This window comes from Chryseobacterium mulctrae (assembly GCF_006175945.1).
GTDB classification, from domain to species: Bacteria; Bacteroidota; Bacteroidia; order Flavobacteriales; family Weeksellaceae; genus Chryseobacterium; species Chryseobacterium mulctrae.
The window spans coordinates 2,244,800-2,257,176 of record NZ_VAJL01000001.1 but is presented as its reverse complement, the minus strand read 5'-3'; the positions used below and the strand labels follow the sequence as shown (position 1 = coordinate 2,257,176).

Annotated in this window: 14 protein-coding genes; 10 read left to right on the top strand and 4 right to left on the bottom strand. The window is 33.0% G+C overall.

Features of this window, described 5'->3' with window-relative positions; genetic code table 11:
• Positions 1-60: 60 nt before the first annotated feature.
• Positions 61-564 carry a superoxide dismutase family protein gene (locus FDY99_RS10280; protein ID WP_139421259.1) on the bottom strand — a complete coding sequence of 168 codons (504 nt, stop codon included), beginning with the start codon at positions 562-564 and terminating at the stop codon, positions 61-63.
• Between the two features lie 179 nt (positions 565-743).
• On the opposite strand from FDY99_RS10280, the gene FDY99_RS10275 reads away from it, so the two are divergent.
• The 4 genes from FDY99_RS10275 to FDY99_RS10260 all read left to right on the top strand — a co-directional run bounded on the left by FDY99_RS10275 (position 744) and on the right by FDY99_RS10260 (position 5,888).
• Positions 744-2,966, top strand: a complete 2,223-nt coding sequence (locus tag FDY99_RS10275; RefSeq protein ID WP_139421257.1) for a TonB-dependent receptor — start codon at positions 744-746, stop codon at positions 2,964-2,966.
• A 273-nt stretch (positions 2,967-3,239) separates the two neighbouring features.
• A complete protein-coding gene (locus FDY99_RS10270; RefSeq protein WP_139421255.1) occupies positions 3,240-3,887 on the top strand; it encodes a hypothetical protein in 648 nt (215 codons plus the stop codon).
• 382 nt (positions 3,888-4,269) lie between these two features.
• Positions 4,270-5,583 carry a 2TM domain-containing protein gene (locus FDY99_RS10265; protein ID WP_139421253.1) on the top strand — a complete coding sequence of 438 codons (1,314 nt, stop codon included), beginning with the start codon at positions 4,270-4,272 and terminating at the stop codon, positions 5,581-5,583.
• A gap of 5 nt (positions 5,584-5,588) precedes the next feature.
• On the top strand, positions 5,589-5,888 hold the full coding sequence (locus tag FDY99_RS10260) for a 2TM domain-containing protein (RefSeq protein WP_139421251.1): 300 nt from the start codon (positions 5,589-5,591) through the stop codon (positions 5,886-5,888).
• Between the two features lie 41 nt (positions 5,889-5,929).
• Here the strand turns inward: FDY99_RS10260 and FDY99_RS10255 are convergent, their stop codons facing one another.
• A complete protein-coding gene (locus FDY99_RS10255; protein ID WP_162304160.1) occupies positions 5,930-7,750 on the bottom strand; it encodes a T9SS type A sorting domain-containing protein in 1,821 nt (606 codons plus the stop codon).
• 209 nt (positions 7,751-7,959) lie between these two features.
• On the opposite strand from FDY99_RS10255, the gene FDY99_RS10250 reads away from it, so the two are divergent.
• From FDY99_RS10250 to FDY99_RS10230, 5 genes are all read left to right on the top strand, one after another.
• A complete protein-coding gene (locus FDY99_RS10250) occupies positions 7,960-8,256 on the top strand; it encodes a 2TM domain-containing protein (protein ID WP_139421247.1) in 297 nt (98 codons plus the stop codon).
• Between the two features lie 6 nt (positions 8,257-8,262).
• Positions 8,263-8,535 carry a 2TM domain-containing protein gene (locus FDY99_RS10245; RefSeq protein WP_139421245.1) on the top strand — a complete coding sequence of 91 codons (273 nt, stop codon included), beginning with the start codon at positions 8,263-8,265 and terminating at the stop codon, positions 8,533-8,535.
• A 38-nt stretch (positions 8,536-8,573) separates the two neighbouring features.
• Positions 8,574-8,846 (top strand): 2TM domain-containing protein, encoded by a 273-nt coding sequence (locus FDY99_RS10240; RefSeq protein ID WP_139421243.1) that lies wholly within the window; start codon positions 8,574-8,576, stop codon positions 8,844-8,846.
• A 51-nt stretch (positions 8,847-8,897) separates the two neighbouring features.
• A complete protein-coding gene (locus FDY99_RS10235; RefSeq protein WP_139421241.1) occupies positions 8,898-9,641 on the top strand; it encodes a LytR/AlgR family response regulator transcription factor in 744 nt (247 codons plus the stop codon).
• A gap of 126 nt (positions 9,642-9,767) precedes the next feature.
• Positions 9,768-10,028, top strand: a complete 261-nt coding sequence (locus FDY99_RS10230; RefSeq protein ID WP_139421239.1) for a hypothetical protein — start codon at positions 9,768-9,770, stop codon at positions 10,026-10,028.
• A 36-nt stretch (positions 10,029-10,064) separates the two neighbouring features.
• Here the strand turns inward: FDY99_RS10230 and FDY99_RS10225 are convergent, their stop codons facing one another.
• Positions 10,065-10,268, bottom strand: a complete 204-nt coding sequence (locus FDY99_RS10225) for a hypothetical protein (RefSeq protein ID WP_066675915.1) — start codon at positions 10,266-10,268, stop codon at positions 10,065-10,067.
• A gap of 231 nt (positions 10,269-10,499) precedes the next feature.
• Complete coding sequence (gene mnmA / locus FDY99_RS10220; RefSeq protein WP_139421238.1) at positions 10,500-11,687, bottom strand: tRNA 2-thiouridine(34) synthase MnmA; 1,188 nt, start codon at positions 11,685-11,687, stop codon at positions 10,500-10,502.
• Between the two features lie 154 nt (positions 11,688-11,841).
• On the opposite strand from mnmA, the gene FDY99_RS10215 reads away from it, so the two are divergent.
• On the top strand, positions 11,842-12,369 hold the full coding sequence (locus FDY99_RS10215) for a hypothetical protein (protein WP_139421235.1): 528 nt from the start codon (positions 11,842-11,844) through the stop codon (positions 12,367-12,369).
• The last annotated feature ends 8 nt before the right edge of the window (positions 12,370-12,377 follow it).

The following is a 12,377-nucleotide window of genomic DNA, read 5'->3' as shown; positions in this document are numbered from 1 at the left end:
TATAATAAAGCGGCGCTAATCGAAGATTAGCGCCACTTTTTTTGTTAAGAATAGGAGAAGTTATTTAATTTCTATACAACCCACTCTTCCGCCTGCATTTCCTGTTGGCTGCGTCATAAAATCGTCTTTATCAGCATGAATGATGATTCCTTTTCCGATAATGTTTTTAGACTCGTCAACACAGTCTAAACACCATTTATCAGTTTTAAAGGTCAGTTTTGCTTTTCCATCTGTTCCGGCTTCCAGATTTCCGATATCTCCCATGTGGAAATGCTCAGATCCCCATTTTCCATGGTCATTTTTACCGGGATTCCAATGTCCGCCTGCAGAAGTTGCATCCGGAGCAGAGCAATCGCCTTTTTCATGAATGTGTACTGCATGAATTCCTGGGGTAAGATTCGTTACTTCCAAATCCATAACCACTTCGTTAACGTTTTGAGTAAATTTTGCCGTTCCGCCGGTTTCGGTTCCGCTTTTTGCCAGAACGTTGTAGGTTTTACTAGAACTGCACGATGCTGCAAATAAAGCGCAACTTGCTAATAATGTTAATGTTTGTAGTTTCATAAATTAATATTTAAATGTTGTGATGATAATTACAGAGTAACAATCTTGATACCGAAATTGATTTAGAATAAATTTCTAAAATCAAAAAAAGCGATTCAGTTTCCAAATTCTACAGCTCAGTAACAAAAAATTTAAAGGCATTAAAATTCATCCTATTTTTGATTCGAATTAAAACAGCTATGAAAACAAAACTATTATTTCTCATCTCTTTTTTCTCTTTTGCTCTGAGTTTTTCTCAGACAAAAATTACAGGAAAGGTGACTTTTAAAAATAAAGGAATAAGCCAGATCAACGTGACTTTAAAAGACTCTTACGACGGTGCAACAACAGATTCCGATGGAAATTTCTCTTTCGAAACTTCCGAAAAAGGTAATCAAATCCTGACTTTTGTTCATCCGAAATACAATGAAATTCAAAAACCGATTTTAATTGAAGATAAAGAAATTTCAGTAAATGCCGAATTAAAAGAACAAATCAATGAGATCGATGCAGTCGTTATTTCTGCAGGCTCAATAGAAGCGAGTGATAGAAAAAGAGCAACCGCTTTATTGACGCCAATTGATATTTACACAACAGCAGGAGCCGACGGACAAATTTCTTCCGCTTTAACCTATCTTCCCGGAGTTCAAAAAGTGGGTGAAACCGAAGGTTTATTCGTTCGTGGAGGAACAGGAACTGAAACCAAAATTTTTATGGACGGAAGTTTGATCAACAATTATTTCTCCAGTTCGGTTCCCGGAATTGCTGGAAGAGACCGTTTTAACACGTCTCTTTTCAAAGGAAATATTTTTTCGAGCGGTGGATATTCTGCTTTGTACGGACAGGCTCTTTCCGGAGCTTTGATGCTTGAAAGTGTAGACCTTCCAGACCAGAGTTCTTATGATTTTGGAGTTTCTCCAATATTTTTAAGTGGAAGTTTCCAGAAATTAGGTGAAAATAAAAATCATTCTTATGGTGCAAGTTTAGGATATTCAAACTTAGGTTTGATGCAGGAAGTTTTTAATTTTAATACTGATTTTATTGATGCTCCAAGAGGTTTTAATGGTGATGCAAATTTTAGAATCAAAACAAAATCCGGTGGATTTTTAAAATACTACGGAATGTTTGATACGAATAAAATGGGCGTAAAAACCGAAAGTTTAGAACCGGGATATGATTTTGCTTTGGTAAGATTAAATGGTGAAAATACCTATCATAACTTGTCTTTCAAGCAAAAATTCGGGAAGTATCTTTTCAATACAAGTGCTTCGTATTCTTACAATCAGTCGGATTTAAATTTTTCTACGGAAACCAATCAAACTGAATCGGAAAGAACAGAATTATTAAATGATGGAAATTATATCAATTTTAAAGCAGTTATCGACAGAAAGATCAATAAAATAAGCGCTTTAAGAGGAGGATTTGAAATGAATTATGCCAATGAAAAACTAAATTTCGGTGAGGTTAATAAGAATTATCGTGATTTGATTTCTTCAGGTTTTGTGGAAACAGATTTAGGTTTCAGCAATAATTTATCTGCGAAAATTGGAGTAAGAGCCGAAAACTCTTCTTATCTGAATAAAAATAATTTGGCACCGCGTTTTGCTTTGGCTTATCGTTTGGCAAAAGACTGGACAACCTCTTTTGCATACGGATTGTTTTTCCAAAATCCTGAAAGTAAATATATTAACTCATCTGCAGATTTAGGTTTTCAAAAGTCACAACATTATATTTTTCAGGTTCAAAGGTCGACAGAAGGACGAAGCTTGAGGTTTGAAGCTTTTTATAAGAAATATGATGAATTGATCAAAACTCAGAATATTGTTCCAAATTCTAGCCAGAATCAGCAAGTGCAAACCGCTTTTAATAACAACGGAAATGGTTTTGCAAAAGGGCTTGAAGTATTTTGGAGGGACAAAAAAACGTTTGAAAATATCGATTACTGGATCAGTTATTCCTTCCTGGATTCTAAAAGAGATTTTCTGAATTATCCGGTAAGTTTAAAACCCAATTTTGCTGCTGAACATACGCTTTCCGTAGTTGCTAAAAGATTTATCCCGGAATGGAAGACCGGAGTCAATCTTTCTTACACTTACGCAAAAGGACGACCTTATTACGACATCGTTACCCAAAATGACATCAATATTATAAGAAATGAAGGAAGATTGAAAGATTACAATGCTCTGAATTTAAGCTTCAATTACCTTCCGAATATTGGTAAAAAAGACTCAAAAGCATTTACTATTTTCGTTTTAAGTATTTCAAATGTTTTAGGAAATAAAAACGTGTACGGATACAATTTTTCACAAAACGGAAACCAAAGTTCCGCAGTTGTTCCGCCCGTCAATACATTTGTTTTTGTAGGAATGTTTATCAGTTTCGGAGTTGATAAAACACAAGATGCGATCAATAATAATCTTTAATAAAATTAATTTAACGGAAAGTTTAACCTTCATAAACTTTATATTTAAGAAGCAACGATGGGTCAATAAATTGATTTTATAAAGCTTATGATTTCAAGCTTCGTCAGCGACATTGTCGCCATTCTTTGCTCCTTTAAATAATACGTTTGAAATTAAAACCTTTGCGTCAAAAAGTATTTCCGGATTTAATGATTTTAGAATTTTTAAAACACATATAATCATTTAGAAAAAATATCTTTAAATAAAAAAATAACATTAAACAATTTAGAAACTATGAAAAAATACATTTTAAGTTTTGCTTTAGCTTGTATGAGTTTATTATCTTTTGCTCAGGCTAATTATGAAAAAATAATGACAGAGAAAATCGCTAAAATTGAAACCTGCAAAACACCGGAAGACTTTCAGGTTTTAGCCAACGATTTTCAGAGAATTGCAGACAAAGAAACCACAAAATGGCTGCCGAATTATTATGCTGCTTTTTCTTACATCCAAAAAGGCAGAGTGTTGATGAGAGAAGGAAAAATGCAGGATATGGATATTGTTGCAGACCAGGCTCAAAAATTTATTGATGCCGCAGAAAGTATTGAAAAAGAAAATTCAGAGATTCATTTGCTTCAAAAAATGGTTTATTCACTGAAAATGATGGTCAATCCGCAGGAAAGATACATGACTTTTGGAATGAAAGCTCAGGAAGAACTTACGAAAGCTGAAAAATTTGACCCGAATAATCCGAGAGTCACACTTATAAAAGCAGAAGATATTTACTTTACACCGGAGCAATACGGAGGAAGCAAAACAAAAGGAATGGAAATGTTTAAAACTGCTTTGGAAAAATTCAATTCGTTTAAACCAAAAACAAATTTAAGTCCGAATTGGGGAAAAGGAGAAGCGGAATATTTTATTAATCAACCGACAAAGTAATCGCTAAATTTTTAAAAAATGTATGTCTCGCAGATTTTACAGATTAAGCAGATGATATGGGAAAAAATCTGCAAAATTTGCCCGATCTGCGAGATATTAAATTAGCCCTTTCAGCACTAGAAATGCTGAAAGGTTTTTAAGATTATAAAATGATTTGTATTACCAATTGTCATATAATTAAAAATAAAGAGCCTTTGTCATGCTGTAAGCATCTCTACAAAGTTAGCTTAGATTCTTTCAGAATAACAAACATCTGTTTATCAGTTTAGAGGTATAAACAGATAGAATTATTATTACAGTTCGGAACGAAAAAGCAACCATTCAGCGAGAAAAAATTTTCACAGAGTTTAATAAAAGCTAATTTTGAAGTATAAATTAACCAATGAAACGTAAGGATTTTATCATTTTATTTTGGGTGTCTTTGGTAACTACTCTAATTTTCTTTTTCCTTTCGACGGAAGAAAAAAATCTTGAGAATTTCTCGCTTACTTTATTTATTTCAGCAATGTATTCTTTTTTGATAGGAATCGGAAATGGCTTGATTAATAGTTTTCTCAACAAAAAAGTTCCGTGGTCTGAAGCGACAACCAAAAGAGCGATTTTAAGCATTGTTTCAATTCTTATTGCCAATTTTATTTTGGTCTATTTCTGCAACTATATCAATTTTGTGGTTATTCAAAAAGCAGCAACAACAGAAGCATTTTTCTCTGGGAAATACAATTTTATCAATTGGTTTATGGTGAATGTTGCTTTGCTGATTTCAGCTTTTCTACATGCTAAAAGTTTTATGAAAGAGCTGAAAAAATCTTCCAAAAAAGAAGTGGTTGAGCAGAAACTAATCGCAAAATCTGCCAATGCCCAATTTGAAAGTTTAAAAAATCAGCTTGATCCGCATTTTTTGTTTAATTCCTTAAATGTTTTAAGCTCGTTAATTGATGAAAATCCGAGCCAGGCTCAGAAATTTACCGCTTCAATGTCAAAGATTTACAGATATGTTTTGGAGCAGAAAGATAAAGAATTAGTGACTATTGAAGACGAAATAGAATTTGCAAAAACTTATTGCGGCTTGCTGAAAACAAGATTTGAAGACAGTGTTAATTTTATTTTTGATGTAAAAGAAGACGATTTACGACGATTTGTAGTTCCGCTTTCTCTGCAATTGCTTTTGGAAAACTGTATCAAACATAATCTGGCAACATCTTCAAAACCTTTGCTGATCAGAATTTTTACAGAAGGCGACACTTTATGCATAGAAAACAACCTGCAGATCCGAGAACAGATCAAAGAAAGTGCTGGAATTGGTTTGGCAAACATTGTACAGCGCTATTCTTTACTGACGAAAAAGAATGTTTTTATAGAAAAATCTGAAGATTATTTTAAAGTAAAACTTCCGATCTTATCTGAAAAACCAAACACGGCAAGTATCGATATAAAAAGTCAGGACAAAGCTTACGAAAGAGCCAAGAAAAGAGTAAAAGAGATCAAAGGTTTTTATGGAAATCTTATTTCCTACTGCACAGTTATTCCTTTCCTAATCTTTGTGAATCTATATACTCAAAATCATTACTATTGGTTTTGGTGGCCGCTTTTAGGGTGGGGTGTCGGTGTGGCTTCTCACGCGTTTCAGGTATTTGGAATCGGAATTTCTTGGCAGGAAAAAAAGATTCAGAAAATTATGGATAAACAGAAAAAATAGAAACAATGGAAAAATTTGACGAAAATGATATCAATTATCAACAGGCAAAAAGACAGGTAGAAAGGTTGAGGGGTTTCTACGGACATTTATTTTCTTACGTAGCTGTAAACCTTTTGATCATTTATTATAATTATATCAATTTAAAACCAAATGAGAGCTATTTTCAGTTTAAAAATTTTATTACGGCTGCATTTTGGGGAGTAGGTCTTTTGGCTCATGCTTTATTTGTTTTTCTGCCCCGATTCAACTTTGCAAAAAAATGGGAAGAAAAGAAGATCAAAGAATTAATGGATAAAAATAAATAGAAAGCCAGCATTGAAAAATGCTGACTTTTTTAGTAATTAAATTACTTTTTTACGGTCATTTTGAATACTTGGAGCTTTTCTCCTTTTTCATTATTTACTTGTACTAAATAATTTCCTGAGGTTAAAATACCTTCTAAATCAAATTGTTGCTCTTTTTTGCGTTCCAAATTCTTTTTGACGATAATCTTTCCAGACATATCATAAATTGCGATGGAGCATGATTCATTTTGTAAGATACTTCCGGAAATACTAAATTTTCCGTTATTTGGGTTGTTGTACAAAATCAAATCTTTTTTAGTATTCGATTCTTCAATAGATAGTTCGTTTTTTTTATTTAATCTTGCAATATAACCTGTGTTTTCTGTTGTTGTACTTGGGTTTCTATATGGCATAAAAGCCCCTTCTGTTGCGTAGCCAACGTTGGAATTGGTATTTCCGAAAAGAAACAAAGAATTATTATCATATTTAACATTGATAGATTTCATATAAGGAGTATTTGTTGAGCTTCCCCCATAGTAAGAACACCAATCTAAATCTCCTGAAGAATTAAATTTAGCAAAGAAATTATTGGTCATATTACTGGCTAAACTTTGAGGTGAGCTTTGATATGATCCCGGAGTAGCAATATTATCTGTTGATCCTGTTGTAATTCCTGAGATGAATATTTCATGTCCGTTGAGATCAATTACTTTATCGAAAGTATTTAAGTCATCACCATTTCCTCCAAAATAAGTACTCCAAACTCTATTTCCATTATGCGAAAATTTAGAAATAAATAGATCTGAACCACCTGTTGCCTGTGTTTTATAAGCATTCGGTGTTGCAAAGAAATGGGAGTTGTTCCAATTATAATCGGTACCTGCAATATAGATTCCCGTTTCATTTACAGACAAATCATATAAAAAGCAAAAAGATGTTCCTATTGAAGGTCCATAATACGTTCCCCATACTCTTTGTCCGTTCTGAGCGTTTATTTTTGTGATAGAATAATCTGAAGTATTTGTTTGAAATGCTCCTGCGGTAGCTATTGTATTGAGTGATGGATTGGTATTGGTTGCTGTTATCATGTACAGTGCACCGTCATAGTACTTCATAGAAAAGATTCCGGTAGGAAAATAGGTTGACCAGATGAGCTCTCCATTTGAATTTAGTTTAGTTAAATAATTATTACTTTGAATATTTCCCTGAGAATAAATTACATCAAAATCTTCTTGAAAAACACCCGATGTACTTATATTTTGCTGAATGGTTGATGCCGTAATGTAAATATTTCCGGCAGAATCTGTTATCACATTAGCATGGAAAGTTTCATCAGGTAAATATGTTGCCCAGAGTATCGATCCGTTTGGAGATTTTTTCACAAGCATGTGTTTCAAAGACGTTTGAGGATTAGTCTGTAACCATGTACCTATTGTTGGATTCATAGTAGATGCTGAAGCTCCCAAATATCTGTAAACTTTGTTGTCCTGATTATCAATTGCCATTAATAATTCGAGGTCCTGATTAAATGTACTGGCATTGTAAGCATGATAACCAAAATAGTCAATCGTTCCTGTTGGGGTAATTCGGGTAGTAAAACCATTATTTATTTGGTTTGTTGTGGTATAATTTCCACCTCCGGCAATAACAAATTGATCATAGTAAGAAGCAGTATATAGACTATTAGAGAAAACACTCGCTTTTATGTGCATATTTTTTTGAGAATCGAAAATAATTCCCTGAGAAACATAATCCCCTGTAACATCAGTACCTACAGGACCAAAATACGTTCCCCAAATTCTTTCGTATTCCTGTGCTGAAACTGAATTTAATGATATTGTAAATAATAAAATACTGGTTATTTTTAGTAAATTTTGTTTCATATATATTCTCGTTTGATGTTGATGTAAATATATAAAATTCTTATAAATGTGATTTAATTGTTTTTGTTTATCGATCTTTTCATATTTCATTTTTACAGTTCAGTTATTAAATTCTACAGCTCGGTCATATTAAATTGATTTGAGAACGTGATCTGTTCTACATTTGTCTCAAGAAAAACAAACAAATAGTAATTTAAAAATAAAAGATCATGGAAAATTTATCATTAAACAAAGAAAATTTAGCGTACAGAAAAGCAGCAAGAAGAGTAAAAGATTTAAAAGGGTTTTACGGTAATCTTACTTCTTATTGCTTGGTTATTCCTTTTTTATTGATTTTAAATCTTTTGACATCGCCTGGTCATTTATGGTTTTACTGGCCAATGTTGGGTTGGGGATTAGGTCTTACCATACATGCAGTAAGCACTTTTGGAATAGGTAAAAACTGGGAAGAGAAAAAAATAAAAGAATTGATGGAGGAGGAGCAACAAAGAAGCATACGTAAATAATCAATAATGGAAAATAATCTTGAGAAACAGCGGTATAAGTCTGCCAAAAGCAGAATGAAAGAAATAAAAAAATTCTACATTATGCTGACTGGATGTTTTTTGCTCACGCCTTATTTAATTTTTATCAATATGAAAATAAATCCCGAATTACAATGGTTTTGGTTCCCGTTATTCGGTTTTGGAATAAGTATTCTGGGCTACGCATTTTATCTTTTTACGGGTAAAAACTGGGAAGAAAAGAAAATAAAACAATTGATAGAGCAGGAGATGAAGAACTAAAAATTACTTTAAATAATAATCATTAAAAAATTAATACAATGGACTATAATAGCGCACAACAAAGAGTAAAAAGGCTGAGATCATTCTATAAAAACTGCATGTGGTTTGCAATCGTTGCCGGATTTATTCTGATCAGAAATTTTATTAAATATTCTGGAACAGACCACAATTTTCAAGGATGGTTTATTCTTACGATTTGGGCAATAATTTTAGGAGTGAAAGCTATAGATCTTTTTATATTTGATGCTAAATGGGAAAATCAGATGCTTGAAGAAGAACTTAAGAAGTCGAAAAAGTCGATTAATTTTTAAAACTAAAAAGATTTGATTATTTTTATTTAAAATTAAACTAAAAGCCAAGTAATGATCAAGACAGTCATCATCGAAGACGAGAAACCTGCCGCAAGAAAATTAGAAAGAATGTTGAGTCTTTTTCCTGACCTGCAATTGGTTGCCAACCTGGGATCTGTGGAAGAAGCGGTAAGCTGGTTTGCCGAGAATGAGCATCCGCAACTTATCTTTTCAGACATTGTTTTAGGAGACGGTCTTTCGTTTGATATTTTTGAAAAAATTTCAACCAAAGCTTTCATTATTTATACCACGGCTTTTGATCAGTATACGTTGAAGGCTTTTAAACTCAACAGCATCGATTATCTTTTGAAACCCATTATGGAAGAAGATCTTGCCGGAGCTATAGAAAAATTCAAATCATTTATTCCTTCAAGTGAGTTGGTTAATTCACACGAAATCAAGCAATTGATTAAAAAAGAAAAAACAATCCTGTCGAGAATTTTAGTAAAGATTGGCTATAATCTGAAGATTGTACAGACTCCGGAAATAAGTTGTTTTTTTAGTGAAAATAAAATTGTTTATCTGCAGACTCAGGACAGGGTTTATCCTTCAGAATTTACTTTAGATGAATTAACGGATGTGCTTGATGATAAGAAGTTTTTCCGTGTCAACAGGCAGTTTATTATCAATTCAGATTACATTAAAAATATTCATACTTCGCCCAATTATAAAGTGGAGCTCAATTTTCAGCCAAAAGAAGAAATTACGGTGAGCCGTGAAAGGGTAAAAGATTTTAAAGATTGGTTGGTTAATTAATAGTTTTGCAGAATGTTTGAAGTATTTATAATCCTTTTTATTGTACTGTTTATAATTGGCAGTGTTTTTTATTTAATTAATACAGAAAAGCGTAAAAATCACCGCACTGCCTATCAAACGATATTTATGGTTATTCTTTTGGGTGTATGTTGGTTTACAGCGGTACATTCTTTTAATGATAAAACAAGAGTAATTAGTTTTTCTGGCAGACTGGCCAATTTGGGGGCAAGTTTATTATTTCCGATCTTGCTCTACATCATCCATAAATTGATTCCCCGAAAACTTAAAAACGATTATTTTCTTTACATGCTTTTGTTTCTAATTTCTGCATGCGCTGTAATGATCGTCTCATTTTTGGCTGTGGTAGCGACTGCTAAAACCGATTAAAAAAAGGCTTGAATTTCTTCAAACCTCTATTTTAAATTATTTCTGAATTTCTTTTTCAGGTTTATAACCATATTTTTCAACCATAATATAAGTTAAAACCACCAAGATAATGCTTATCGTTAATCTTGAATTTTCTGGATGTACAATTTCCTGGTAAAGATTGTACCCTAAAGTTGCAGAAACTACCGCAATTAAAATTTGGTTGACGTAAGCGTACTGATTTTTTAAAGTCGTTTTCATGATAAATATTTTTAATTGTTATTTACTGAGTAAGTATCACAATCTGAAATATGTTACAGAAAACTTTTTACATTAACCTGAATTTGAATTAAGCAATAATAAATTTCTTAACAAAAAGCTTGATTTTCGCAAGTTTTATTTAAGCTTCATCAGCGACTTGTCGCCCTTCTTTGCTCCTTAAAATAATAAGCTTAAAAATTAAGATCTTTGCGTTAAAAATTCAGTGCTAAATTATGAAATTACTCCGCTTCCAATCAATTCATCATCAATGTACCAAGCTGCAAATTGGCCTTCTGCAATGGCCGATTGAGGCTTTTCAAATTCTACAAAAAAACTATTTTCAAACTGATAAATCATAGCTTTCTGAAGTTCTTGTCTGTAACGGAATCTCGCCATCACTTCCACCGATTCTCCATTTTTTAATCTTAAATCTTCCCGAACCCAATGCAGCTCAGAATTATCAATTTTTAGTGCTTTTTTATGCAATCCCGGAAAGCTGTGACCTTCTCCCACGAAAATAATATTGTTTTCCATATCTCTCGATACGATAAAACAGCTTTCTTTATGTCCGCCGATTCCTAATCCTTTGCTTTGTCCAATCGTGAAAAATTGAGCACCTTGATGCTTTCCGATTACTTTTCCGTCAGCTTTTTTATAATTAATTTTTTGGCTTAAAAATTCTAATTCTTCCTCTTTAGATGAAAAACTTGGCGTTTCCTGTGCGAAAAGGGGAGAGTCTTTGAAAATTTCTATAATTTCACCTTCTTTCGGAACCAATTGCTGTTGTAAAAATTGTGGAAGACTTACTTTTCCGATAAAACAAAGTCCCTGAGAATCTTTTTTATCTGCAGTTACCAAACCAATTTCTTTTGCAATTTCTCTTACTTCAGGCTTCGTCAGTTCACCAATCGGAAACAATGCTTTAGACAATTGATCCTGATTCAGCTGACAAAGAAAGTACGACTGATCTTTATTGTTGTCTTTTCCTGCCAACAAATGAAAGATTTCCTTTCCGTTTTCATCAAAAGTAGAATCTACTCTTGCGTAATGTCCTGTCGCCACTTTATCAGCACCTAAAGACATTGCCGTTTTCATAAAAACATCAAACTTTACTTCTCTGTTGCACAGAACATCAGGATTGGGAGTCCTTCCTTTCTGATATTCGTCAAACATATAATCAACGATACGCTCTTTATAAAGGTCGCTCATGTCAATCACCTGAAACGGAATTCCCAGTTTTTGAGCAACCATTAAAGCGTCATTACTGTCCTCAATCCACGGACATTCATCTTCTAAAGTTACAGATGCATCATTCCAGTTTCTCATAAAAAGAGCAACTACTTCATGCCCTTGTTGCTGCAGCAAATACGCTGTAACGCTTGAATCTACGCCTCCTGAGAGACCTACTACTACTTTCATATATTCAATTTTACGAAACTCTTAACGGGAGCTCTTAGTTGAGCCGCAAAATTACGATAATCCTATTCACAAAAAAAATGATAATTTTATACATTGATAAAAACGATAGTAACACAAAATCGTTGTTTAAATGTTCACCAAAAAAATATCTAATATGAAAAAACTGTTTATTTCTTTATTTATCCTGATTTCCGGATTGTCATTTTCTCAAGTTGCAATAGGAACACCCACTGCTGAAACAAATAAGTGGACTTTCGGTGGAGGATTAGGTGTTGGTTTCGGAAGTAATTCTTATTTTAATCTTCAGGTTGCACCGAGAGTTGGTTACCGACTGACCAATGATTTGGAGGCCGGTTTAATTGGAAGCGTTTCCTGGCAGACTTCGGATTTTTATAAATCGACGATGTTTGGTTTTGGTCCTTTTGTCAATTATTATTTTGCAAGATCTTTCTTTGTGAGTGGAAATCTGCAGCATTTTTTCATCAATTATGAAGACAAATATTACGATTTCAAAAACGATCAGCAAGAGACTGCTTTATATTTGGGAGGAGGTTATATGCAACAAATCGGGAATAATTCTTTTATGCAGATTGGTTTGATGTACAATGTTTTGTATAAAGAAAATAGTAGTGTTTTTTCTGGGGGATTGATTCCTAGTGTGGGTTTTGTGGTTGGACTTTAAAAGATTTA

Coding starts and splice junctions, on each gene's coding strand:
- FDY99_RS10280 (WP_139421259.1), bottom strand. CDS start 564: ATGAAACTACAAACATTAACATTATTAGCAAGTTGCGCTTTATTTGCA.
- FDY99_RS10275 (WP_139421257.1), top strand. CDS start 744: ATGAAAACAAAACTATTATTTCTCATCTCTTTTTTCTCTTTTGCTCTG.
- FDY99_RS10270 (WP_139421255.1), top strand. CDS start 3,240: ATGAAAAAATACATTTTAAGTTTTGCTTTAGCTTGTATGAGTTTATTA.
- FDY99_RS10265 (WP_139421253.1), top strand. CDS start 4,270: ATGAAACGTAAGGATTTTATCATTTTATTTTGGGTGTCTTTGGTAACT.
- FDY99_RS10260 (WP_139421251.1), top strand. CDS start 5,589: ATGGAAAAATTTGACGAAAATGATATCAATTATCAACAGGCAAAAAGA.
- FDY99_RS10255 (WP_162304160.1), bottom strand. CDS start 7,750: ATGAAACAAAATTTACTAAAAATAACCAGTATTTTATTATTTACAATA.
- FDY99_RS10250 (WP_139421247.1), top strand. CDS start 7,960: ATGGAAAATTTATCATTAAACAAAGAAAATTTAGCGTACAGAAAAGCA.
- FDY99_RS10245 (WP_139421245.1), top strand. CDS start 8,263: ATGGAAAATAATCTTGAGAAACAGCGGTATAAGTCTGCCAAAAGCAGA.
- FDY99_RS10240 (WP_139421243.1), top strand. CDS start 8,574: ATGGACTATAATAGCGCACAACAAAGAGTAAAAAGGCTGAGATCATTC.
- FDY99_RS10235 (WP_139421241.1), top strand. CDS start 8,898: ATGATCAAGACAGTCATCATCGAAGACGAGAAACCTGCCGCAAGAAAA.
- FDY99_RS10230 (WP_139421239.1), top strand. CDS start 9,768: ATGGTTATTCTTTTGGGTGTATGTTGGTTTACAGCGGTACATTCTTTT.
- FDY99_RS10225 (WP_066675915.1), bottom strand. CDS start 10,268: ATGAAAACGACTTTAAAAAATCAGTACGCTTACGTCAACCAAATTTTA.
- mnmA (WP_139421238.1), bottom strand. CDS start 11,687: ATGAAAGTAGTAGTAGGTCTCTCAGGAGGCGTAGATTCAAGCGTTACA.
- FDY99_RS10215 (WP_139421235.1), top strand. CDS start 11,842: ATGAAAAAACTGTTTATTTCTTTATTTATCCTGATTTCCGGATTGTCA.